Annotated in this window: 21 protein-coding genes and 4 tRNA genes; 12 read left to right on the top strand and 13 right to left on the bottom strand. The window is 67.5% G+C overall.

Annotated features, from left to right (window positions below; all coding sequences use genetic code 11):
* Window positions 1-65: 65 nt before the first annotated feature.
* The gene (locus O3I_RS03540; RefSeq protein ID WP_014981520.1) at window positions 66-830 is read right to left on the bottom strand and encodes a DUF2127 domain-containing protein; all 765 of its coding nucleotides are present in this window, start codon (window positions 828-830) and stop codon (window positions 66-68) included.
* 297 nt (window positions 831-1,127) lie between these two features.
* Here O3I_RS03540 and O3I_RS03535 point away from each other — a divergent pair, with 297 nt between their 5' ends.
* The 3 genes from O3I_RS03535 (at window position 1,128) to O3I_RS03525 (ending at window position 5,649) form a co-directional block, all read left to right on the top strand.
* Window positions 1,128-3,590 carry a glycerol-3-phosphate 1-O-acyltransferase gene (locus O3I_RS03535; RefSeq protein ID WP_014981519.1) on the top strand — a complete coding sequence of 821 codons (2,463 nt, stop codon included), beginning with the start codon at window positions 1,128-1,130 and terminating at the stop codon, window positions 3,588-3,590.
* A complete protein-coding gene (locus O3I_RS03530) occupies window positions 3,587-5,059 on the top strand; it encodes an HAD-IB family hydrolase (RefSeq protein ID WP_014981518.1) in 1,473 nt (490 codons plus the stop codon). The genes O3I_RS03535 and O3I_RS03530 overlap by 4 nt, the downstream gene beginning before the upstream one ends.
* Window positions 5,060-5,211: 152 nt before the next feature.
* The gene (locus tag O3I_RS03525; RefSeq protein WP_014981517.1) at window positions 5,212-5,649 is read left to right on the top strand and encodes a DUF6069 family protein; all 438 of its coding nucleotides are present in this window, start codon (window positions 5,212-5,214) and stop codon (window positions 5,647-5,649) included.
* A 64-nt stretch (window positions 5,650-5,713) separates the two neighbouring features.
* On the opposite strand, the gene O3I_RS03520 is transcribed toward O3I_RS03525, so the two are convergent.
* The 11 genes from O3I_RS03520 to O3I_RS03480 form a co-directional block, all read right to left on the bottom strand.
* Window positions 5,714-6,415, bottom strand: coding sequence for a polyprenol monophosphomannose synthase (locus tag O3I_RS03520; RefSeq protein WP_014981516.1), 702 nt, complete (start codon window positions 6,413-6,415; stop codon window positions 5,714-5,716).
* A gap of 286 nt (window positions 6,416-6,701) precedes the next feature.
* Window positions 6,702-6,869 carry a hypothetical protein gene (locus O3I_RS45350; RefSeq protein WP_014981515.1) on the bottom strand — a complete coding sequence of 56 codons (168 nt, stop codon included), beginning with the start codon at window positions 6,867-6,869 and terminating at the stop codon, window positions 6,702-6,704.
* Window positions 6,870-6,939: 70 nt separating this feature from the next.
* Window positions 6,940-7,605, bottom strand: a complete 666-nt coding sequence (locus O3I_RS03515; protein WP_014981514.1) for a GAP family protein — start codon at window positions 7,603-7,605, stop codon at window positions 6,940-6,942.
* A gap of 90 nt (window positions 7,606-7,695) precedes the next feature.
* Entirely contained in the window at window positions 7,696-8,187 is a 492-nt protein-coding gene (locus tag O3I_RS03510) for an SRPBCC domain-containing protein (protein WP_014981513.1), read from the bottom strand.
* Entirely contained in the window at window positions 8,184-8,504 is a 321-nt protein-coding gene (locus tag O3I_RS03505) for an ArsR/SmtB family transcription factor (RefSeq protein WP_014981512.1), read from the bottom strand. Before O3I_RS03505 ends, O3I_RS03510 begins: the two co-directional genes overlap by 4 nt.
* Window positions 8,505-9,192: 688 nt before the next feature.
* A complete protein-coding gene (locus tag O3I_RS45345) occupies window positions 9,193-9,357 on the bottom strand; it encodes a hypothetical protein (RefSeq protein ID WP_156161923.1) in 165 nt (54 codons plus the stop codon).
* Between the two features lie 299 nt (window positions 9,358-9,656).
* Entirely contained in the window at window positions 9,657-10,067 is a 411-nt protein-coding gene (locus O3I_RS45340; protein WP_014981511.1) for a hypothetical protein, read from the bottom strand.
* A 722-nt stretch (window positions 10,068-10,789) separates the two neighbouring features.
* A tRNA-Phe gene (locus O3I_RS03495) sits at window positions 10,790-10,863 on the bottom strand.
* A gap of 58 nt (window positions 10,864-10,921) precedes the next feature.
* Window positions 10,922-10,995 (bottom strand) — tRNA-Asp (locus O3I_RS03490).
* A gap of 29 nt (window positions 10,996-11,024) precedes the next feature.
* Window positions 11,025-11,097: transfer RNA gene (locus O3I_RS03485), tRNA-Glu, on the bottom strand.
* Window positions 11,098-11,192: 95 nt separating this feature from the next.
* Complete coding sequence (locus O3I_RS03480; protein WP_041562388.1) at window positions 11,193-11,858, bottom strand: TetR/AcrR family transcriptional regulator; 666 nt, start codon at window positions 11,856-11,858, stop codon at window positions 11,193-11,195.
* 861 nt (window positions 11,859-12,719) lie between these two features.
* Here O3I_RS03480 and O3I_RS03475 point away from each other — a divergent pair.
* From O3I_RS03475 to O3I_RS03460, 4 genes are all read left to right on the top strand, one after another.
* A tRNA-Lys gene (locus O3I_RS03475) sits at window positions 12,720-12,792 on the top strand.
* Between the two features lie 163 nt (window positions 12,793-12,955).
* Window positions 12,956-13,549: a DUF937 domain-containing protein gene (locus O3I_RS03470; protein ID WP_014981509.1), complete on the top strand. Its 594-nt coding sequence runs from the start codon at window positions 12,956-12,958 to the stop codon at window positions 13,547-13,549.
* 282 nt (window positions 13,550-13,831) lie between these two features.
* The gene (locus O3I_RS03465) at window positions 13,832-14,800 is read left to right on the top strand and encodes an acyl-ACP desaturase (protein ID WP_014981508.1); all 969 of its coding nucleotides are present in this window, start codon (window positions 13,832-13,834) and stop codon (window positions 14,798-14,800) included.
* Between the two features lie 531 nt (window positions 14,801-15,331).
* Window positions 15,332-16,198, top strand: a complete 867-nt coding sequence (locus O3I_RS03460) for an SDR family oxidoreductase (RefSeq protein WP_014981507.1) — start codon at window positions 15,332-15,334, stop codon at window positions 16,196-16,198.
* 38 nt (window positions 16,199-16,236) lie between these two features.
* Here O3I_RS03460 and O3I_RS03455 read toward each other — a convergent pair whose 3' ends face one another.
* Window positions 16,237-17,280: an AraC family transcriptional regulator gene (locus O3I_RS03455; protein WP_167829098.1), complete on the bottom strand. Its 1,044-nt coding sequence runs from the start codon at window positions 17,278-17,280 to the stop codon at window positions 16,237-16,239.
* 127 nt (window positions 17,281-17,407) lie between these two features.
* Here O3I_RS03455 and O3I_RS03450 point away from each other — a divergent pair, with 127 nt between their 5' ends.
* From O3I_RS03450 to dusB, 5 genes are all read left to right on the top strand, one after another.
* A complete protein-coding gene (locus tag O3I_RS03450; protein WP_014981505.1) occupies window positions 17,408-18,292 on the top strand; it encodes a MaoC/PaaZ C-terminal domain-containing protein in 885 nt (294 codons plus the stop codon).
* Window positions 18,289-19,488 carry a lipid-transfer protein gene (locus O3I_RS03445; protein WP_014981504.1) on the top strand — a complete coding sequence of 400 codons (1,200 nt, stop codon included), beginning with the start codon at window positions 18,289-18,291 and terminating at the stop codon, window positions 19,486-19,488. The genes O3I_RS03450 and O3I_RS03445 overlap by 4 nt, the downstream gene beginning before the upstream one ends.
* A 15-nt stretch (window positions 19,489-19,503) precedes the next feature.
* Complete coding sequence (locus O3I_RS03440) at window positions 19,504-19,938, top strand: type II toxin-antitoxin system Rv0910 family toxin (RefSeq protein ID WP_014981503.1); 435 nt, start codon at window positions 19,504-19,506, stop codon at window positions 19,936-19,938.
* A 28-nt stretch (window positions 19,939-19,966) separates the two neighbouring features.
* On the top strand, window positions 19,967-20,845 hold the full coding sequence (locus tag O3I_RS03435; RefSeq protein WP_014981502.1) for an SDR family oxidoreductase: 879 nt from the start codon (window positions 19,967-19,969) through the stop codon (window positions 20,843-20,845).
* Window positions 20,846-21,028: 183 nt separating this feature from the next.
* A complete protein-coding gene (gene dusB, locus O3I_RS03430; protein WP_014981501.1) occupies window positions 21,029-22,171 on the top strand; it encodes a tRNA dihydrouridine synthase DusB in 1,143 nt (380 codons plus the stop codon).
* Window positions 22,172-22,390 lie beyond the last annotated feature (219 nt).

Below are 22,390 nucleotides of genomic sequence, written 5' to 3'. Positions count from 1 at the left end.
AAGGTTAGCATTACCTGATTCAAGAAGAGCTGTGCTGGCGAACACAGCCGGGGACCCACGGAAGCCTAGTTCGCCGGTACCGCCAAGGCCGAACGCTCGACGCTCAGCAAACTCTCTGCACTGTGCTCGGCGTGGTAAGCGGCGCCGCCGCCGCGCAACCCGAACAGTCGCTTGGAGTAGAGCAACCAGACCACCGCGACGATATTGATCAGCAACGCGCCGATCCGCAGCACGGTGATCTTCTCGGTCAACTCGTAGATCTCCAGTGGCAGGAACAGGCTCGTCGCGACCACCGCGAAATACTCACCCCAGCGTTTCATCAACCACAGGCCGGTCGCCTCGATCACCTGCAGCCCGGCATAGACGAAAATCCCGACCGCCACCCACAGCAGGGTCGTGTTCGACAGGGAGAACGCCTCATCGATGAGGTGCACGATCTTCGACCGGTCGATGTCCCAGCCGAGTTGGTCGGCCAGCGGGCGCAACAGCGGCAGGTCCTGGTCGAACGCCGCGCGCATCGTCTCGCGCGAGGAACGGAACTTCAGCACCCCGAACGCGGCGGCCACCAGCACCAGGCCGCGCAGCAGACGTTCGATCGCCAAGGCACGCATCAGCCAGCGATCCCGCAGCAGTCGCCCGCGCGGCACCTCCGGCGCGTGATCGGCCGGCCCGGATCCCACCGGGTCACCGGGCACAAAGGTGCCACAGCGCAGGCAGCGCCACGCCACCCCCGCCACGGTGTCGACGCGCAGCCGCGCCGCCAGATCCGGTTCATCCGGCTGGTAGGTGTAGTGGCCGTGCCAGCCGCACGCGCGCAACGCCCAGTCCATCCGCGCAGCCTAATTCGGCTCGGGGAGATAGCGCCGGATGCGCGCGGCAGTTCGATCCCGGCCAAAGCGAACAAACTTGCGACCTGGCCACGCCGCAGCGACCTATGATCCTGTCCAACACACGTTTCCCGGCCCGCAACAGCTGACCACGTAGGAACATGGGTAACTCACCGGGTACGGGCCGAGCCGAATCCGCTGCTGACCGCCGGGCGCCGACGCAACGGCCGGGGCCACCCGGGTCTGGCTCGAAGCCCCGGGGAGGCGGAACGAGATCTTTTCAATCGGAGGGAACCGGTCATGATCGAGCACCGTGGCGGGTCGCCCGCGGATATCCAGCGAGCGTCGGCGCCGGAATCGGTGGTGGCCCTGGTCGACGCGGCGTCCGCGGTGGAGCGCGAGCTGATCGGGAACTGGCTCAACGACGGTGGCCTCGCCGGTGAGTTCGGCAGCACCGCGCCGGTGACCCAGCTGGATCTGGACGCGGGCGCAATCGCCACCCGTTTGGTCGGCCGACACGACGACCCGCTCGTGGTTCCGGTGCGGGTGCTCTGGTTGCCGCCGGAACGTGACGGCGTGCGCCGCATCACCTTCGCCGATATGGCCCTGCTCACCAATCCGCGCAAGCCGAACCGGCTCGCGCAGCGCAAACTGGTCGGCCAACCCAACCGGCACGTGGTGCTCACCGGGCAGCCCGCGCTGCTCAGCGAGTTGCGCACGAACAATCCCGAAGCCGCGGCGCTGTTCGCGAAGGGCAGCGCCGAACCCTTCGCGCGCGCCATCGTGCGCGCCGCGGTCGTCGCGTTGGAGCGCGCCGAACGCACCGTCATCGGCGACCGCTACAAGGTGCCCCGGCTGGTGGCCGAGGAGATCCTCGACTCGCCCGACTTCCTGCGCAGACTCGAACTCATCGCCGACCAGATCGGCGCGAGCCCGCACGAGGTGTACCGCCGCGCGGAAAAGGCGCTGAACGAACTCGTCGCCGCGCAGAGCAGATTGGTCTCCGACCTGTTCACCCAGGCGATGCGGCCGATCCACGCCTCGACCTGGAAGGTGGATTCCGACGATTCCGGCCTGGCCGGTCTGCGCGACCTGAACCGCCGCTTCCCGCTGGTGTTCCTGCCTTCGCACCGTTCCTACGTCGATGCGTTCGTGCTCGGTGATGTGCTGGCCCGCAACGACTTCCCGCCGAATCATGTGATCGGCGGGGCGAACCTCAGCTTCTGGCCGATGGGCCCGATCGCCCGGCGCACCGGCACCGTGTTCATCCGCCGCAGTTTCGGCGACGACGAGGTGTACAAGGCGGTGGTCGAGGAGTACTTCGCCTATCTGCTCGCCAAACGATTCAACCTGGAGTGGTACTTCGAAGGCGGGCGCACCCGCACTGGCAAGCTGCGGCCGCCGCGCTACGGGCTCCTGAATTACCTTGCCTCGGCGGTGCGTTCACATCGGGTCGAAGACGTCATGCTGGTTCCGGTATCGATCACCTATGAGCGGCTGAACGAGCTGGGCGCCATCGCCACCGAGCAGGTGGGCGGCAAGAAGAAGCCGGAGGGACTCACCTGGCTGGCGCGTTATGTACGCAGCCAACAGCATTCGGCCGGGCACGTGTACGTCCGCTTCGGCGAACCGCTGTCGGCGCGGGATCGGCTTGCCGCGCACGGCGATCCGCTCACCACCCCGCCGCTGACCATTCCGCTGCACCGCACCGAGCCCGCACCTCCGGGGCACACCGAACTCGGGCAGGGCGAGCCCGACGCACCCGAGATCGCCGAACTGGAGCGCAAAGCCGTGCAGCGGCTGGCGTTCGAGATCGCGGTCGGCATCAACGCGGTCACCCCGGTCACGGTCAACGCGCTGGTCACCCTCGCACTGCTCGGCGTGCACGAGCGCGCACTCACCCTGGGCGAGGTCCGCACGGTGCTCGCGCCGGTGCTCGGCTACATCGAGAAACGCGACCTGCCGCACGGGGAACTCGCCGCGTTGCGCGACGATCAGGGCCTCGCCGTGGTGCTGGAACAACTCTCGCTGGCCAAGGTCGTCACGGTGTATCGCGGCGGACTGGAGCCGGTGTACTCGATCGAGGCGGGCGCACACCTGGAAGCCGCGTTCTATCGCAACAGCGCGGTGCACTGGTTCGTGCACCGCGCCATCCTCGAACTGTCCATCCTCGCCGCGCTGGACAGCGACGGCGCCGACCAGCTGAGCACCGGCTGGGACGAGGCGTTCCGGCTGCGCGACCTGCTGAAGTTCGAGTTCTTCTTTCCCGAGCGCGCCGAGTTCGCCGAGCAGATGACCGCCGAGATGCTGCTGCTCGATCCGGAATGGCACAGTCACACCAGGGAGAACACGCTGGGTTCGGAGGTGATGACCCGGCTCACCGACTCCGGATTCATGATGGCGCACCGCGTGCTTCGCTCGTTCTTCGACGCGCAGCTGGTGGTCGCCGAACGATTGGCCGCGCGCGATCCGGAGACCGAGATCGACCGCAAGCAACTCATCGCCGAATGCGTCGCGGTGGGCAAGCAGATGATGCTGCAGCAGCGGTTGCACAGCCCGGAATCGGTGTCCACCGAACTGTTCACCAGCGCACTGAAACTCGCGGACAACTACGGCCTGCTGGATCATGTGTCGGACGACTCGGCCAAGACCAGGGCCGAATTGACCGAGCGCCGGGTGGAATTCGCGGACCGCCTGCGCACCATCGGCACCCGCATCTCGCAGGCCGCCGCCCTCGATCCGTCGAATCGGGCGCTGCGGTGAACTCGGGAGTTTCAGGGGAACCGAGCGTTTCGACTGACCCGAGCGTTTCAGGGGATCTGGACGCGGAACTCGCCGCGATCCGGTCCGGGCCGCAGGGTGCACAGATCGCCGCGATCTTCGATTTCAGCGGCACCGTGATCGCCGCTCCGCCGGCACCGGGCCCGTTGCGGCGGTTGTTCCGCGGCCGCGATATCGCGAATGCCCTGCTGCGCGGCATCCGCGGCGGCACCACCGACGGCGCGTACGGCCGGTGGCTGCACCAGCTCGCCGAAGCGTCGGCGGGCCGACCCGAGGCGGAATTGGACGAACTCGGCGTGCGGCTGTTTCGCGAGACCACCTACGAATACCTGTATCCCGAAGCGTGGCAACTGATTCGAACGCATCAAGCGGCCGGCCACACCGTGGTGCTGGCCAGCTCACTGACCCGCTTCCAGGTGGCACCCGCGGCGGCGGCGCTCGGTATCGAGCATGTGCTGTGCACGCCGATGGCGGTGCAGGACGGCATGCTCACCGGCTACGCCGACGGGAAAACGCTGTGGCGCAACAGTAAAGCCGCGGCGGTACGCGAGTTCGCGGCCGACCACGGACTGGATCTCGAACACAGCTACGGCTACGCGGACAGCGACGCGGACCTGCCACTGTTGGCGCTGGTCGGTCATCCGGTAGCGGTGCATCCCGACCCACGGCTCGCCACGACGGCCGCGGAAAACCGGTGGCCCGTCTTGCACTTCGCAGCCCGGCAGGCTGCCCGGCCGACCGACTATCTGCGCACCACCGCCGGTTTCGCCGGACTGCTGGGCGGCGCGTTCTATGGTGTCGCGGCGAAATCGGCCACCAAGGACCGGCAGCGGATGGCCGACGCGCTGATGGCGCACGCGGCCGGTAACACCTTGCGCATCACCGGTGTTCAGCTGCGCGTGCTCGGCGCGGAACATGCCCGCTCGCCGCGGCCCGCGGTGTTCCTGTTCAACCATCAGAGCCAGTTCGACATCATCATCGTCCCCGAGGTGCTCGGCGGTGGCGTCACCGGCATCGGCAAGAAGGAGCTGACCCGCAACCCGATCTTCGGACCGCTGATGCGCTTCGTCGGTGTGACGTTCATCGACCGCTCGAGCACCAGTGCGGCCAAGGCCGCCCTCGCACCTGTCGTCGAGACGTTGCGCGGCGGGCTGTCGATCGCCGTCGCGCCCGAGGGAACCCGTTCCTACACACCGGAGGTCGGCCCGTTCAAGAAGGGCGCGTTCCATATCGCGATGCAGGCCGGCGTGCCGGTCATTCCGATCGTCATTCGCAACGCGGGCGAGATCTGCCGGCGCAACGCGATGGTCGCGCGCCCGGGCATCGTGGATGTCGCGATCCTCGAGCCGATCGATGTCAGCGACTGGGATCTCGCGGATCTGGACGCCAAGGTATCCGAGGTTCGTCAGCGCTACGTGGACCTACTGCTGGACTGGCCGCAGCCGGACTGAACACGCGCGAACATCGGGGGGCCGCAACACATTCCGCTACGCCGCAAACCGGGGTGTGATCCAGGCCACGGCCGATCGATTTGACCTGAACAATTGTTCAGGTTTCACCATTGTTCTCAGCACCAAGCACAGCTTCGGATGAGGAGAACATCATGACCATCGCGCAATCCACCACAGCGGCCCTGCGTATCCCGGCCGTCAACCGCCCCATCGCGATCCTCGGCAGCGTCGCGGTCGCGGTCGTGATCAACCTCGGCGTGTGGCTGCTCGGCCTGGCGGCGGGCGGCTCCTTCGACGTGGTCGAGAAAGGCGTCACGACGCACCTCGGCATCGGCTCGGTGATCACCTCGTCCGCGGTGCCGCTGTTCATCGGCATGACGCTGGCCGCGCTGGTGTCCTACTTCTGGGCCGGCGTGCTGCGAGTGGCTCAGGTGGTCGGCGGCGTGCTCGCCATCGCGACCATCGGCCTCACCGTCGCCGCCACATTCGACACCGTGACCACCATCGCGCTCTCGGTCATGCACGTCGTGCTCGCCCCGGTGGTCGTGCTCGGCCTGGAGGCGATGCGCCAAGGTCTGGCACAGCGCTGACCGCCCGCGAACGGCACAGGGCCCCGCATCCACCGGATGCGGGGCCCTGCTCGGTATCCGCGATCTAGACCGAGCGACCGAAGAGCAGCTTCCACGGCATCAACGCCGACTCCAGCTGCACCTTCAGGCTCATCTTGGAGGCACCGAGGGTGCGCTCCTCGAAACGGATCGGCACCTCGGCGATCTCGATGCCCTGCTTGACCGTCCGGTAGTTCATCTCGACCTGGAAGGAGTACCCGTTGCTGCGGATCGAGCCGACCTCGATGGCGCGCAACGTGTCCGCCTTCCACGCCTTGAAGCCCGCGGTGGCGTCCTTCACGTGCAGCCGCAGGATCAGATTCACATAGAAGTTGGCCCACGCCGACAGCGCTTTGCGGTACCACTTCCACTCCTCGGCGGTCGACCCGCCGGGCACGTAGCGCGACCCGAGCACGACGCCCGCGTCGGTGGTCGACAGCTTCTCCAGCATGGCCGGAATCACCTCGGCCGGATGCGACAGGTCGGCGTCCATCTGGATGACCACGTCCGCGCCCTCGTCCAGCGCACGGGTGATCCCGGCGATGTAGGCCCGGCCGAGGCCGTCCTTCTCGGTCCGGTGCAGCACGCCCACCACATTCGGCAGCTCGACGGCCAGCTTGTCGGCGACCTCACCGGTGCCGTCCGGTGAATTGTCGTCGACCACGAGCACGTGCAGGTCGGGCACCGGCAGCGCGGTCAGCCGCGCCACCGCCACCGGCAGATTTTCCCGCTCGTTGTAGGTCGGCACAACAACGGTAACCCTCAAGGGTCGCCCTCCCTGCTGATCCTGGTCCGGCTCGCAGCCCACGTCAGGACCACCGAGCACTCGTCTGATTCGAGAAAACCGTACTTGATCGTGCTGAAGCGGACCTGAGTGGATATACCTGGACGCCAGGACTTCGCGCCCGTACCGCCAGGTCTCTAGATCACATTCACCGGGCGTTTTCCGCCTCGCCCCGAACCCGCGGATCGACGGTGCGCGCGGGATCACTTGCCGCACACCGGACTAGCTTTGCGGCGGCACCACCGTCAGGTCAGTCGCCGTCGCTCGCGTCGGCCTGCGCGTTGCGCGCCTTGACGATCTCCAGGGCTCGTTCCGCGGTCGCCTGATCCGGATACGGCCCCATCCGATCCTGGAACCAGCACTGCCGGCCCTTCTCGGCCCGCTTGTGCTTCAAGCAGTAGTACCAGCGCTCAGCCATGCCCCCAGCATTCCACCTACTTCGCCCGCTCAACGGAATTTCCGAGATCAGTCCCGGCGTGTGAGCACATTCACCACAGGTGCACGAGCGCATCGAACACGAGGACTATGCCGAAGACCACGAAAAGAACGCGCAGCACGCGCGGCACGTGACGGGTCAAGAAGCGGACGATGGCGCGGTAGACGCGTCTGGCCCGGGGCGTCCGGCGCAGCGACAGCGACAGCACCAGCAGCGGCGGCAACAGCGCGAGCGCACAGTAGGCGACCACGAGCAGCGGCCAAAACGATGGGTGCCGAGCCGAGATCATGGCCAGCCCGGCCAGATACGGGACCGCGGTCGGCGCCTGCGCCAGACCGATCGCCATCCCCACGAAACCGAACAGCCACGGTCTTCGACGCAGTGTCGAGGCCCACGCGGGCGGCTCGTCGCGCGTGGTCACCGGGACTCGGCTGAGCGCGATCAGCACCACGCCCAGCACCAGCTCGCCCCAATATCGCACCGCCGGTGTGAGTTCGAACGACACCAGCTCGGTGAGGAAGGTCAGGCCGAGCACCGTGCAGATGCCGAACGCGGTGGTGACCGCGAAAACCCCTGCGATGAAACTCAATCCGCCCGGCACCGGAGACCGGCGGCCCAGACGACTGTCGGCCACCACCGCCGTGGTCAACCCCACCAGCAGCACGTCGAGCGAATCCAGCAGCGCGAATCCGGCGAGCGCGAGCAGGAGAGGCACCATGACCGGCCCAGCCTACGGGAGCCGGCGCAACCCGCGGCCGGGCCTCGAGCAGGGCATGCGATGCGCGCCCATGGTGCACGGGGCAGCGGATCAGGCGATCGGCGGGCCGGACTGCGGACCGATCAGCGGCTCGAACACGGCGGAGTAGGCCTCGAAGCGCGGCTTCCAGTCGCCGGGTTCCAGGCCGGCGAGCTGATCGAGGCAGGCATCCCAGCCCGCGGCATTGCGGGCCGCGGCGTCCGGCGCCAGTTCGTTGACGAGCACCAGGTGCGTGCCACTGCCGTGCGGCGCCAACTCGAAACGCAGACGCTCGTCGCCCCAGCTGAACGCCAAGAGCTTCGGCTCGTCGACCGCGAGCACCTCGCCGTCGAGCGTCAGTCCGCTCTCGTCACCGAAATCGAAGCCGATCGTCGCGCCGACCCGCCACACCCCGCCGGTCACCTGCACGTCACACGGGAACCACGCGCGCAGCTGTTCCCGGTCGGTCAGCGCCTGCCACACCACCGGCGGCGGATCGACCAGCTCCCGCTCCAACCGCACCGCGGGTCGTTCGCCGTCGGTCCGTAACTGGGCCTCGGTCATGATCGTCTCCTCCGATCGAGATGCTCTTCGAGTAGATCCAGATGGGTGTGCCACATCCGGCGATACGGGGCCAGCCAATCGTCCAGTTCCACCAGCGGTTCCGGCCTGATCCGGTACAGCCGGCGCTGTGCGTCGACCCGCACCTCCACCAGCCCCGCCTCCTTCAGCACCCGCAGATGCTTGGACACCGCCGGCTGACTGAGCCCCAACTCCGCCACCAACGCCCCCACCGGGGACTCCCCCGCCCGCAACACCTCCAGAATCGCCAGCCGATTCGGTTCGGCCAGCACTTGGAAGACAGTCGCCGCGGTCACCAACTCATAGTCCTCCCCAGTTATATAACTGTCAAGGCATACAATCCTTCGGATACTCCGCTCGGGCGACGCAGGGACTCAGCGGACACTCGATCCCAGCCGATCGGAGCCGCCACCGAAGACCAGGCCGACCGAACAGGTGCGCCGTGAGATCAGCTGGCGCTGTTGAGCTTCCGGCAAGCTGCTACCGCCACCGCACGCAACCCACGCACCATTCGTGCGCATGGCGGTCGAACTGCCACACGCCTACCCGCAGAACCTCGTCCGCGCTGCAGGCAACTCTTTCCGGCGGCGTGACAGCAGCGACACCCGTCACCATCCGCTGAGCAGCCACACGGGCGGGCAAGGCCTCGGCCGGGCCCGCATACGCCATTCGGGCGATTGCCCTACGCGACGCTCGTCGTCACCCGAGCCGGGCTGTCGCACGCGCACAGACAGGACCTCGGCCGGCCGCGCACATCCCGTTCAGGCGTTCACGATGCAGCGCGGTATCCCCTTCCAGCGTCCGCGATCTCAGCGATGCGCACCATCGTGGCCGGGCTGTCGCACGGGTAACCGGTAGGGCCACGGGCGGGCGCCTTCCGACGTCTGCGATTTCCGCGGCGCTCGTCGTCAGTCGAGGCGGGTTGTCGCCTGCGTCCCGGTAGGGCCTCGGGCGGGGCTCAGGCATCCCTTTCGGGCGTCTGCGATTTCAGCGGTGTTCGTCGTCGGTGGCGGCGGGTTCCTCCGGGGGATGGCGCGGCACCACATCGATCTGGACCGACCCTGCGCGGACCGACCGCAAAATCAACCCACAGACCACGAGCAGAACTCCGACGATCACCACAAAGATCACGATGTTGCCAACCATGGTCACGCCCTCCGACAACCTCCGGCCAGTGCCTCGATCCTAGACACCGCCGACGCTCGACCCCCTGGACCTCACCTTTCAGCCTTGGATCGTCAACCGGTGAGCCCCACCCGACCCTTTCGAACGTGACGACACTCCGACCACTCGGAACCCCCTCAGTGACGGGGGATTTCGGCCACCACGCCGCGTCGTGTCCTGCCCGACACGCCAAGGCACATCCTGGTCGACTGATCACGAGGAAATAGTGGCGGCATCGGCCGAGAGACCACCGCCACCATTTCCTCGTGATCGACTGACCAGCTGCGCTAACCCAAGCTGACCACCTTGGCCGTGCCGGATATCACGGTGTCGGTGGCGTCGACCAACGCCATCCGCACCTGTACCGTCTGCCCGCGCTGGATCGGCTCCGGCGACCCGTCCACCCCGGCCACGATCACGACCGCCGACTGCGGACTCCCGTCACAGACGACACCGGTCTCCGTACCCGTGGCCGACGGACCCTCCGCCTGCGGATCCCCCACCATCACCTTGATCCCGACCACCCCCGCAGAAGCCTCACACCTGTAGTCGGCCCCCACATTCGCCGGCCCCACCCCCGTGATCTCGATGCTGTTTTCAGCGAAGGCCGGAGCCGCCGTCACCGCCAGCCCCACCCCCACCGCCCCGACCACACTCACCACAAACGCAGCACGCCGATAGTTCCGAATAGTCACCATGGATCCATTCCTCCTGAGTGTTGGAAGCAGATCGCGGAACACACTCGAAATCAGGTACGGCCCAAACCGCACCCCCCTCATGATTCCCCACCCCCACAAAAACCAACCAGTACTTCAAAAACCTCCCCCGATCGCACAGCCGAATCGCACGGAGCCGGATCGAACGGCGGAAACCAGAGTCCAACGGCAAGAGTCCGACACCGAACACGAGAGGCGAGTCTGTCTGCGGGAGCGGTCATCCACGGAAGCGTGATCCGACTACGAGGGCAGGTCCCGAGCACGGAGGCGCCCCGATTGGAGGGGGATCCAGCGACAGGAGGGTCAACTGCATGGAAGGGGTCCAGCGACAGGGAACGGGTCCGCCTACGGGAGGCGCCCGGCTACGCGAGGCACCTGGCTACGCGAGGGCGGTCGGCTACGCGAAGAACGGTCGAGCAACGGGAGGGCCGGTCGAACAACGGAAGCGGGGCCCGACTACGAAGGGTCCGGCGGCGGGAGCGCGCCCGGCCACGAGAGGCGGGTCCGGCTACGGGAGTAAGCCCGGCTGCACGAGAAGGTCCAGCTACACGAGAAGGCCCAGCGACGGAGGAAGGTCCGGCTACGGAAGCCGGGGTCCCGGGGGCAAAGCCCTCCGGGCGGGTGTGGGGTTGCACCCCACAAAATGAAAAAGACGAGGGAACAAAGCGTGCGCCCTTTGCACGCAGCGTTCCCTCGTTTCCGAGTGGCCAGGGCCGGGATCGAACCGGCGACCTTCCGCTTTTCAGGCGGACGCTCGTACCAACTGAGCTACCTGGCCGCAGGCACCCGAGTTGAATGCCATACGCGAAACGCCGGATTGCTCCGGCGCTCACTTGCGACCCTGACGGGACTCGAACCCGCGACCTCCGCCGTGACAGGGCGGCGCGCTAACCAACTGCGCCACAGGGCCTTGCTGTGCTTCCAACGATCCGAAGACCGTACCCCCTACGGGATTCGAACCCGCGCTACCGCCTTGAAAGGGCGGCGTCCTAGGCCGCTAGACGAAGGGGGCTCGTCTCCGGATTTCTCCGGAACCGGCTTCAACGGCTGTCCGTTGGGAGCCCGGTTAGCTTATGACAGACCGGACTCGTTAACCAAACCGGCTGGTCAAAGCCCCAAACTGAGCTCTTCGAGGCGGGCTTGGGTGCGCCAGCCGTCGTTGCGGAACTTCTCGGCCCATTCGGGGGTGGCCATGGACTCGATGACCACTTCGAGCGCTTCCTCGAATCGGGTCCGCAGGTCGATCCCGGTGCCGTGGGCGTCGACCAGGTAGCGCTGGCCGGCCAGGGCGGCGACGAGGGTTCGGGTGAACCGATCGGCGTCGGCGCCGGGCCGTAGTTGTCCTTGGTCGATGGCGCGGACGGCGAGCGCGCGGGTGGCGCGCCCGAGTATTCGCCCGCCGCCGGATTGCACGTCCCGATAGAAGTCGGGTTCGATGATCAACCGGTATTCGGCCTGCACGATGATGTCGTGCTCGAGCCGCAATGCCATCTCGTCGATCATGCCGTGCAGGATGTCGAGGGGTCCGAGATCTGTTCGCGCGAGCCAGCGCTCGGCCGAGGCGCGGTAGCGCTCGACCGCCGTCTCGAGGACCGCGCGCGCGAGATCTTCCTTGGAATCGAAATGGAAGTACATGGCGCCCTTGGTGGCACGCGACCCTTCCAATATGCGGTTGAGCGATGCAGCGGCATAGCCGCTCTTCCCGAACTCAACGGCGGCGGACCTGATAATCGCCGCACGTGTCCGGCGGGCCCGCTCTTGCTGCCGTGCCATGCTCGAAACGCCTCCGAAGCCTACTCGCCGCCAAACAGCCACCCCCAAAGGAACGGGCCCTTGGCGCGAAGTTATGAGTTTTATCAATACTTCAAACCGGGTTTTCGCCCAGTTTCAAACTTTCGGTACGAAAACTTGCGAAAAACCTGAAACACACCAGCTGGTATAGTTTTCCTGCCCGGGTGCGCTGCAGGGGGTGCGCACCCGGGCATTTCTTCGTCTCGGATCTGCCTCCTGCGGCGTCGTCTCCAGGGAAGCCACGATCGGCCGGACCGGTCGCGACAGATTCGGGCACATCAGCGATAAGTCGAATTCCGAATCCCCGAACAGGCCGGCGATTCTTCCGGAATTCATCAAGTTGTCACCGTACCCGGAAACCCCATCCGACACGCGGCAAACCGACGAGTCAGGTAACCAACTACTCAGGTTTACTGTTACAGCAAACATCGTGCAACCTGGAGCGGGGCGGCGCATGGTCGCCCAATTCGCCAGCGTCGCAGCAACGTTCACCCGCGTGGACCGGCCGGCCGGAACACCGGCGGGCACCCGCGGCCCACCCGCTCACCATCCGGGCCGGCCCCGACGGGCTCGGGGCATGCACCCCCGGCAAATCCAAAGACATTGCTAGCCAACATGATTGGATGGTAGCCAATTCCGGCCACAATGAACAAAGTTGGGTGCCAAATGTTTACCGCCGAGATCGCCCGCCGAGCTCCGCGCGTTACTCGGCGCCGCAACAGCTCTCGGCATCCGGTCGCCACTACTGTCCCGCGCCCGCGATCGGGCGGCTTCGCACACCCGCCACGCGCCCCGCTCCCCCATTTGGGCCTTCCGCGCCGCGCCTACTACACTGCCCACCGCGCCCCTATAGCTCAGTTGGTAGAGCTACGGACTTTTAATCCGCAGGTCGTAGGTTCGAGCCCTACTGGGGGCACACGTCGGGCGCCCGGTCACACCGGGCGCCCGCTCTCGTCTGTGGACCCGGCACGGGTGTGACCAACGCGCCCGGCGCGGATACACCCCACTCGCCTCGAGCCGTCCCTTACTGTGAGCGCGACCCGGACAAACCCGGGTCGTCCCTCGACAAGGCGGAGCCGATGACTTCCTTCGATGATTTGCTCTCCCAGGTACCTATCGCCCAGATCGCCGAGAAGCTCGGCGTCGACCAGAACACCGCGACAGCGGCGGTCAGCGCGGCCCTGCCGACGCTGCTCGGCGGACTGCAGGCGAACGCGACCAAACCCGAAGGCGCGGCGTCCCTGGTCGACGCGCTGGACAACCACGGGGAACTCGTCGAGGGCGAGGGCACGGTCGACATCGACAAGGTCGACGTGAACGACGGCTCGAAGATCGTCGAGAACGTCTTCGGCACCGAGAAGAACACGGTGATCAGCGCGCTCGGCGCGACCGAGGGCACCGGCGGCAACGACCTGATCGCCAAGCTGATGCCGATCCTCGCTCCGATCGTGCTCGCGTATCTGGCCAAGCAGATGACCGGCGGCGGCGGTGCCGCGGCGCCGCAGCAGCAGACCCAGGCCGGCAACGGCGGTATCGGGGACATCCTCGGCGGCCTGCTCGGCGGCAGCGGCAAGAGCGGCGGCATCGGCGGCGCGATCGGCGAGGCGCTGGCCAAGAATGCCGGCGGCGCACTGGGCAACGTGCTCGGTGGCCTGTTCGGCGGAAAGCGCTGACCACTCGGCGCATGCGCGACGCGACGGCGTGTGCGATGCAGCACGCCGCGCTAACACCGGTCGGCCCGCGGCGATAATCCCCTCGCTGCGGGCCGACGCCATACACTCGGAGGTGGCCACCGAACGCCGACGATGGCGTATGACGTGCATCACGGGGCGTCAACAGGCATTCGGATGCGTTTCGCATCACACCTACGGTGCCGTAAGGTATGGCCGCACGGCATCGGTCTACCTTGGGGGGATGACCTGCACGACCGGACGCACAGACTGAAGGGTTCATACATGGCAAGGGATCTGACTCAACTCGAGCTTCTGACGGAGTTGGAGCCGGTTGCCGAAGAGAACGTCAACCGGCACCTCTCCCTGGCAAAGGAATGGCATCCGCACGACTACGTCCCGTGGGATGAAGGCCGCAATTTCGCCGCACTCGGGGGTATCGACTGGGATCCGGAGCAGTCCCGGCTGAACGAGGTCGCGAAGGCGGCCATGATCACCAATCTGCTGACCGAAGACAACCTTCCGTCGTACCATCGCGAGATCGCCGAGAACTTCTCGCAGGACGGCGCGTGGGGCACCTGGGTCGGCCGGTGGACCGCCGAGGAGAACCGGCACGGCATCGTGATGCGGGACTACCTGGTGGTCACCCGCGGCGTCGACCCGGTCGCGCTCGAAGAAGCGCGAATGATCCACATGACCAACGGCTTCGCCTCCCCCACCGAGGCCGACGCGGGCTTCCTGCACTCGGTCGCGTACGTGACCTTCCAGGAACTGGCCACCCGAGTGAGCCACCGCAACACCGGCAAGGTCTGCGACGACCCGATCGCCGACCGCATGCTGCAGCGCGTCGCGGCCGACGAGAACCTGCACATGATCTTCTACCGCAACATGTGCGGCGCCGCCCTGGACCTGTCGCCGGATCAGGCGATCGAGGCGATCACGTTGATCCTGGAGAACTTCCAGATGCCCGGCGCCGGTATGCCGAACTTCCGCCGCAACGGCGTCCTGATGGCCAAGCACGGCATCTACGACCTGCGCCAGCACCTCGAAGAGGTGGTGCAGCCGGTACTGAAGAAGTGGAACATCTTCGACCGCACCGACTTCACCGCGCGCGGTGAGGCGGTCCGCGAGCGGCTGGGCCTGTTCCTGGACAAGCTCGGCAAGGACGTGCTGAAGTTCGAGGAACAGCGCGACCGCATGCTGGCCCGCGAGGCCGCGAAGGCCGAGCGCCAGATGGCAAGCACCGCCAGCTGATCCAGCGCAACAGATCTCACGCCGCCGCCCGGATTCCGGGCGGCGGCGCGCTTTTGTCCGGCTAACTCCGCGCACCGCATTTATCTAGTTCGAAGGTTTATTGCGTCGAACATTCTCCGCGCGGCCCGGCCGACATTCCCGGTGGCGCACATACCCGGCGGTTTCCGCGCGACCTGCATTCGCGTTGTGACATTCCCCTGGTCAGAAACCCACGCGGTAGTTACACAGGCCCCGCGGTGGTATTCGATGCGCCGCACCGGTCGACTAATCGGCGGAAATGGCGGTCGCTCGCTCGCAGTTTTTCGGCAGGCGATATCCGCGACCACCCGATGATTTCGCTGCCTGCCCGGCACCGGCTCGGACTTGCGCGCGCCCCGCCGCGAGCACTGGTCCGCCGCACCGTGATCGAACGAATCCGCCGACCGGCAGGCCGGAAAAGACCGACACTGAGAACAGCGCACCGTACCTTCGCTCCGGGCGTGCGCAGGCCGGTGCGTGCTCGAACGTTCACGAAAGAGGAAGGCCGGGAACATGACCAGTGCACCGAAGGGCGAGGTCTCGCTCGCCGGAAAGGTCGTCGCGATCACCGGCGGCGCCCGCGGCATCGGCCGGGCCACCGCGGAGGCGTTTCTCGGTGCGGGCGCCGCGGTGGCGATCGGCGATATCGACGTGGAGCTGGTCGCCAAGACCGCCGCCGAACTCGGCGCCGATCCGGGCGCCACGATCGTCGGCCTGCCGTTGAACGTCACCGACCGCGAGTCGTTCGCCGCATTCCTAGACACGCTCGAAAAGGCGCTCGGGCCGTTGGATGTGCTGGTCAACAATGCGGGCATCATGCCGACCGGACTGTTCGCCGACGAGGACGAGGCGATGACGGATCGGATCCTCGACATCAACCTGCGCGGCGTGATCCACGGATCCCGGCTGGCCACCCGGCGTTTCCTGGCGCGCGGCAGCGGCCATCTCATCAATATCGCGTCGCTGGCCGGGACCCAGGGCTTTCCCGGACTGGCCACCTACTGCGCGACCAAGCACGCCGTGGTGGGTTTCACCGCGGCCCTGCACCTGGAGATGAAGGAGCACGGCGTGCACGTCTCGGCGGTGCTGCCGGGCATCGTGCGCACCGAACTGTCCGCGGGCGCGAACATGCCGAACTGGATCGAGCCGATGACCACGGTGGACCCCGCCGATGTCGCACAGGCGATCGTGCGCACGGTGGCGAAGGAGAAGCCGCTGGTGACGGTGCCGCGCAGGTTGGCCGCGATCATCAAGACCGCGCAATTGCTGCCCTATCGCGCCCAGCTGGTCGTCGCGCGAATCACCGGGGCGACAACGGCTTACGCGCAGCCCGACCCGGTGATCAGGGAGCGCTACCACCGTCGGCTGCGCGGTCAGTAGCGTTTGCCGGACCGCGAGAACAGCTGTCCCGCAACCGTTCAGCGTTGTTCGGCGGCGCCACGGTAGGAGCCGGGCGGGCTGCCGGTCCAGCGGCGGAACGCGCGCCGGAAGGCGCTGGGTTCGGAGAAGCCGAGCCGGGCCGACAGCGCCTCCACCGTCTCCTCGCCCCGCACCAGGCTCGCCACCGCGGCGTCACGCAGGATGTCCTCACGGATCTGGGTGATCGAGGTGGCTTGCTCAGCGAGCTTGCGGCGCACCGTCTGTGGGCTCATCGCAAGCCGCTTGGCCACCTCGTCGGCGCTCGGCCAGCGCTCGCCCGCGTCGCGGTCACCGCGCAGCCCGCGGGCGAGAATCTTGCGCACCTGCTCGGCGAGTGAACTGCCGTATTCGCGGCGGGAGAGCACGTCGGTGGGCGCGTTGCGGGTCCAGGCGATCAGCTCGTCCTCGGTGCGGGTGATCGGCGCCGCAAGCAGGTCACTGGCGAAGGTGAGCGCCGCGATGGGCGCGTCGAAAACGAGCGGGGCGTCGAAGACGAGGGCATAGTCGTCGAGGTTGCGTGGCCGCGGATAGGGGAACTCGACCTGCCGCAACGGAACTCGGCGGCCGATGCCCCAGGCGATCGTCCGGTGCACCCCGGCGAGCAGGAACGTAGTCAGTAACTCGTTGCCCTCGGCCACCTCCCGGGTGTCGGGGGTGAAGCGGGTGTTCGCGTCGGTGGTGGTCATCGTCATCGGCGGCAGACCGGGCAGCAGGCGCCGATATTCGAAGAACCGCTCGATCGCCGCCCCGAGATCCGCGCAACCGATCAGCCCGAAGCCGACCAACCGAATGGATCCGCGCGGTAGCGGCGCCGGACCGAGACCGAACAATTCGTCGTCGCTGATCCGCCAGAGTTCACGCACGGTGGTGGCCATCTGATCGACGGTCACCCGGGCGCGATCCTGGGCGAGCAACTCCGGCGCCACCCCCACGCTGCCGAGCAATTGCTCGAAGTCGACCTCCTGCCGGGCGGCGGTGACGACGGCGGCCCGCACGAAGTCGATCGGCACCGTCCTGGCCGTCACCCCTACCTCCTGCGTCACCGGTCGAAGCGAACCTACCAGGCCGGATGCGCTGAGCGCGGCGGTCACAGAACGCGCGCAGCACGGTCATCCCGGCCACGCGCCCGGGTTCCTAGCGTGGGTTGTCGAGCAACGACCAGGAGGCCGAATGCAGGGACAGCAGACGGACGGGACGGATTTCGACCTCGAGCGGCTCGGTAGCTGGTGCGCGACCGACACCTTCGAGGTGACCCGAGAGCGCGCCATCGCCTATGCCGCCGCGACCAACGATCCGATCGCCGACCACATCGCGGGGATATCCGCGCCACCGGTCTTCGCCGTGGTGCCCGTCACCGCGCTGATGGCCGATGCCGCGATGTCGGTGGTGCCGGACGAGCTGATGCTGCAGATCCTGCACGGCGAGCACGATTTCCGCTTCCATCGGCCGATCGAGCCGGGTGAGACGCTGGCGGTGCGGGCACGGCCGATCGGGATCGAGGGCAAGGCGTCGGGGGTGGTCGTCACCGCGCACCTCGAGACGCACAGCGTCGACCGCGGCGACCTCGTCAACGAGCAGTATTTCGTCGCATTCTTCCGCGGCGGCACGTTCGACGGGCGCCGCGGCGAGCCGAGCCCGGCGCACGCCTTCGACGAGCGGTTACGCACCCGGGCGCCGGACTGGACCGCGGCGCAGACCTTCGACGCCGACCAGACCTTCCGCTACGCCGAGGCCGCGGGCGATCCGATGCCGATTCACCTCGACGACGATTTCGCCAAGGCGATGGGCCTGCCGGGCATCATCGTGCACGGCCTGTGCACCATCGCGTTCGTCTCGCACGCGTTGCTCACCCGGATCAGCCCGGAGGCTCCGGCCCGGCTGAAAAGACTTGCGGTGCGCCTGAGTTCGCCTGCCCAGCCCGGCCAGACCATCAGCACCTCGGCCTGGTCGGCCGGTCGCGGCCGCTACGTCTTCGAAACCCGATCCGACAGCGGCAAGTTCGTCATCCAGGACGGGCTCGCCGAATTCGCGCACGCACAAGAGGAAACGACATGACCAACAGAGTCTTCGTCATCGGTGTCGGCATGACGAAGTTCGAGAAGCCGGGCCGCCGCGAAGGGTGGGACTACCCGGCGATGGCGCGGGAGGCGGGCGAGCACGCGCTGGCGGATGCGGGCATTCGCTACGACCAAGTGGCCGAGGCGTACGTCGGCTACGTCTACGGCGACTCGACCAGCGGACAGCGCGCCATCTACGAGCTCGGGCTGACCGGCCTGCCGGTGGTCAACGTGAACAACAACTGCTCCACCGGTTCCTCGGCGCTCTTCTTGGCGGCCAAGGCGATTCGCGGCGGCGAGGCCGACTGCGCCATGGCGCTCGGCTTCGAGAAGATGCAATCGGGTTCGCTGGAGGCGGGTTTCACCGATCGGGAACAGCCGCTGCTGCGCCACATCGAGGCGCTGGCGCAGCTGCGGGACTTCGCGCTGCCGGTGGCACCGTGGATGTTCGGCGCGGCCGGCGTCGAACACATGGAGCGATACGGCTCCACCCGAACGCATTTCGCGAAGATCGCGGAGAAGAACCACCGGCACTCCGCGAACAACCCGTACGCGCAGTTCCAGAACGCGTACACGCTCGACGAGATCACCGCGGCCAAGATGGTTTACGAGCCGCTCGGGCTGACCAGATTGCAGTGCTCGCCGACCTCCGACGGTTCCGGCGCGGCGGTGCTCGCGAGCGAACGCTTCGTCGAGGAGCACGATCTCGGCGCCCGCGCGGTCGAGATCGTCGGGCAGGCCATGGTGACCGACCTCGAATCCAGCTTCGCCACGAAGACGGCACGGTCGCTGGTCGGCGTCGACATGACCGCCGCCGCAGCCCGAAAGGTCTACGCGCAGGCCGATATCGGACCCGACGATCTCGACGTGATCGAGTTGCACGACTGCTTCTCGCCCAACGAGTTGCTCACCTACGAGGCGCTCGGCCTGTGCGGTGAGGGCGAGGGGCACAAGCTGGTGGACGCCGCGGACACGACCTACGGCGGTCGCTGGGTGGTCAATCCCTCAGGTGGCCTCATCTCCAAGGGCCATCCGCTCGGCGCCACCGGACTCGCGCAATGCGCCGAACTCACCTGGCAGCTGCGCGGCGACGCGGCGGCCAGACAGGTCGCGGGCGCGAAAGTCGCTCTCGCACACAACATCGGCCTCGGCGGCGCCGCCATCGTCACCGCCTACCGGCCTGCCGACCGCTGAAAGGACGTACCCGCAATGGCACTTGCCAAGGTATCCAAGGAGTTTCCCGTCGCACCGGACCGGGTGTGGACGGTGCTGACCGACCCGCACCGCTTCGAGCAGTGGCTGACAGTGCACACCAAATGGAAAGAGCTGCCGCCCGCGCAGCTGTCCGCGGGCGCGACCATGACCGAGGTGCTCTCCATCATGGGGATGGCCAACACGATCACCTTCACCGTCGTCGACTACGACGCCCCCAACACCACGAAGTTCTCCGGCACCGGCATGGCGGGCGCGCAGATCAGCTTCACGCTGACCGTGACGCCCCAGGGCGACAACAACTCTCTGGTCACCATCGACGCCGAGTTCATCAGCCAGATGATGGTCGGTGCGATCGGCGGGGCGATCGAACGCGCCTCGACCCGGGAACTCGACGCCTCGCTCACCAAGCTCGCCGGCCTGCTCGCCTGACCGGATCACCCGCATCGAAAGGAACGACATGGGTTCGCTGGACGGACGCGTCGCGATCGTCACCGGCGCGGGCCGCGGCATCGGCCGCGCGCACGCGCTGCTGCTGGCCGCGGAAGGCGCCGCCGTCGTGGTCAACGACCTCGGCGGCGACAACGAGGGCATCGGCGCCGACGCCGGTCCCGCGCAACAGGTGGTCGACGAGATCGTCGCGGCGGGCGGTCGCGCCGTCGCCGACACCGCGAGCGTCGCCGACTGGTCGGGCGCGAAAGCCCTTGTGGACCAGGCGATCACCACCTTCGGCGGAGTGGACGTCCTGGTCAACAACGCGGGCATCCTGCGCGACGCGTTCATCGCCGCGATGGACGAGACGCAGTGGGACGCGGTGCTCGCGGTGCATCTGAAGGGTCATTTCGCGGTGCTGCACCACGCCGCCGCGTATTGGAAGGCAGAGTCGAAGGCGGGCCGGCCGGTCGCCGCTTCCGTGATCAACACCGCCTCGGCCTCGGGCACCTTCCTGCCGAACCCCGGCCAGGCCAACTACGGCGCGGCCAAGGCGGGCATCGCCGCGTTGACCCAGGTCGCCGCGCTCGAGCTGGAGCGATACGGCGTGCGCGCCAACGCGATCGCGCCCGTCGCCCGCACCCGGCTCACCCTGGCCACGCCGGGTATGGGCGCGATGTTCGCCGAGGAGGTGCCCGCGGGCGAGTTCGATGCCTTTGCGCCGGAGAACATCTCACCCCTCGTCGCCTATCTCGCCCAGGAGAAGTGCCCGATCACCGGCAAGGTCTTCGCGGTTCAGGGCGGGGCCATCTCGGTGCTCGCCGGCTGGACCGCCGCCGCGACGATCGAGACGGGCGGGCCGTGGGAACTCGCCGACCTGGCCGACCGGCTGCCGGATCTCGGCTGATCGGGCGTGCGCGTCCGCCGGGCGGCAACCGGCGGGGCGCGCACCCGGTGTGACATACGGCACAATCCGCGTACGCGGCCGCTCGCCACCGCTGGGCGCGGGCCCGCAGCACCCGGCCCGAGCAGCGAAAACGACCCGACCAGGCCGCTCACGTGCGGAAATGAGACACTGGACGGCGTGACGATGACTACCGAAGCGACGAGTGCACTGCGGATCGGGCCGTATCCGGTCGATCCGGCGGTGGTGCTCGCGCCGATGGCGGGCATCACGAATCTGGCGTTCCGCAAGCTGTGCCGCGAATTCGGTAGCCCGACCTCGATCTATGTCTGCGAGATGATCACCGCCAGGGCGGTGGTCGAGCGCAACGAGAAGACGCTGGACATGATGTCCTTCGACGCGGACGAGTCGCCGCGCTCGATGCAGCTCTACGGCGTGGACCCGGCCACCCTCAGCGAGGCCGTGCGGATCATCGTCGGCGAAGGCTGGGCCGATCACATCGACATGAACTTCGGCTGCCCGGTGCCCAAGGTCACCCGGCTCGGCGGCGGGGCCGCGCTGCCGTACAAGCGCGCCCTGTTCAGCCGGATCGTGCAGGCCATGGTGCGTGCCGCCGAGCCGGCGGGCGTGCCGGTGACGGTGAAGTTCCGGATCGGCATCGATGACGAGCACCTCACCTACCTGGACGCCGGGCGGATCGCCGAGGCCGAGGGAGCGAAAGCGGTTGCGCTGCACGCCAGGACCGCCGCACAGCGCTACTCCGGCCAGGCGGACTGGACGGCCATCGCCCGGCTGAAGGAAGCGGTCACCACGATCCCGGTGCTCGGCAACGGCGATATCTTCTCCGCCGCCGACGCCGTGCGCATGATGGACGAAACCGGCTGCGACGGTGTGGTAGTCGGTCGCGGCTGCCTCGGCCGCCCGTGGCTGTTCGCGGAGCTGCAGGCCGCGCTGCGCGGCGAGCCGCTGCCTGCGGCGCCGAACCTGGGCCGGGTCGGCGAGGTGCTGTACCGGCACGGTGCGCTGCTGTCGGAACACCTCGGCGAGGACAAAGCGATGCGCGACCTGCGCAAGCACATGGCCTGGTACCTGATGGGCTTCCCGGTCGGCGCCGACCTGCGCCGCGCCTTCGCCACCGTGTCGCGGCTCACCGAGCTGGAAGACCTTGTGGGCCAGCTCGATCCGACGGCCCCGTTCCCGAAGGACGCCGAGGGGCCGCGCGGTAGACAGGGCTCCCCCGGCAAAGTCGCGCTGCCGCATGGCTGGTTGGACGATCCGGCGGATCCCGCGGTCCCGCAGGGCGCCGACGTGATGCACAGCGGTGGCTGAACCCGCCTGAACTGGGCGAGCAGACCCGCGAGAGGCCACGCGCATCCCGCTGCGGACAAGCGAAGAGACACAACGGAAGTAGACAAAGACCGGCCGGTCGGGCTAAATCGTGATACTCCCGACGGGGAGCCTGTTTCGCACTCGGGTGGCCCGCCGTGGCGGAATCGTTATCATTGCGGAATCGGTCAAGCCGGTCGAGTACGGCCCGAGGCGGCGACG

It is taken from the genome of Nocardia brasiliensis ATCC 700358 (assembly GCF_000250675.2).
Lineage (GTDB): Bacteria > Actinomycetota > Actinomycetes > Mycobacteriales > Mycobacteriaceae > Nocardia > Nocardia brasiliensis_B.
The sequence above is the reverse complement of the archived record's forward strand: the minus strand, read 5'-3'. Positions and strand labels throughout refer to the sequence as shown.

What these genes read in the sequence shown, in the direction of transcription:
- O3I_RS03445 (WP_014981504.1), top strand. Translation starts at nt 18,289, where the DNA reads ATGACCAACAGAGTCTTCGTCATCGGTGTCGGCATGACGAAGTTCGAG.
- O3I_RS03435 (WP_014981502.1), top strand. Translation starts at nt 19,967, where the DNA reads ATGGGTTCGCTGGACGGACGCGTCGCGATCGTCACCGGCGCGGGCCGC.
- O3I_RS03470 (WP_014981509.1), top strand. Translation starts at nt 12,956, where the DNA reads ATGACTTCCTTCGATGATTTGCTCTCCCAGGTACCTATCGCCCAGATC.
- O3I_RS03525 (WP_014981517.1), top strand. Translation starts at nt 5,212, where the DNA reads ATGACCATCGCGCAATCCACCACAGCGGCCCTGCGTATCCCGGCCGTC.
- O3I_RS03460 (WP_014981507.1), top strand. Translation starts at nt 15,332, where the DNA reads ATGACCAGTGCACCGAAGGGCGAGGTCTCGCTCGCCGGAAAGGTCGTC.
- O3I_RS03535 (WP_014981519.1), top strand. Translation starts at nt 1,128, where the DNA reads ATGATCGAGCACCGTGGCGGGTCGCCCGCGGATATCCAGCGAGCGTCG.
- O3I_RS03480 (WP_041562388.1), bottom strand. Translation starts at nt 11,858, where the DNA reads ATGGCACGGCAGCAAGAGCGGGCCCGCCGGACACGTGCGGCGATTATC.
- O3I_RS45340 (WP_014981511.1), bottom strand. Translation starts at nt 10,067, where the DNA reads ATGGTGACTATTCGGAACTATCGGCGTGCTGCGTTTGTGGTGAGTGTG.
- O3I_RS45350 (WP_014981515.1), bottom strand. Translation starts at nt 6,869, where the DNA reads ATGGCTGAGCGCTGGTACTACTGCTTGAAGCACAAGCGGGCCGAGAAG.
- dusB (WP_014981501.1), top strand. Translation starts at nt 21,029, where the DNA reads ATGACTACCGAAGCGACGAGTGCACTGCGGATCGGGCCGTATCCGGTC.
- O3I_RS03465 (WP_014981508.1), top strand. Translation starts at nt 13,832, where the DNA reads ATGGCAAGGGATCTGACTCAACTCGAGCTTCTGACGGAGTTGGAGCCG.
- O3I_RS03450 (WP_014981505.1), top strand. Translation starts at nt 17,408, where the DNA reads ATGCAGGGACAGCAGACGGACGGGACGGATTTCGACCTCGAGCGGCTC.
- O3I_RS03540 (WP_014981520.1), bottom strand. Translation starts at nt 830, where the DNA reads ATGGACTGGGCGTTGCGCGCGTGCGGCTGGCACGGCCACTACACCTAC.
- O3I_RS03440 (WP_014981503.1), top strand. Translation starts at nt 19,504, where the DNA reads ATGGCACTTGCCAAGGTATCCAAGGAGTTTCCCGTCGCACCGGACCGG.
- O3I_RS03515 (WP_014981514.1), bottom strand. Translation starts at nt 7,605, where the DNA reads ATGGTGCCTCTCCTGCTCGCGCTCGCCGGATTCGCGCTGCTGGATTCG.
- O3I_RS03510 (WP_014981513.1), bottom strand. Translation starts at nt 8,187, where the DNA reads ATGACCGAGGCCCAGTTACGGACCGACGGCGAACGACCCGCGGTGCGG.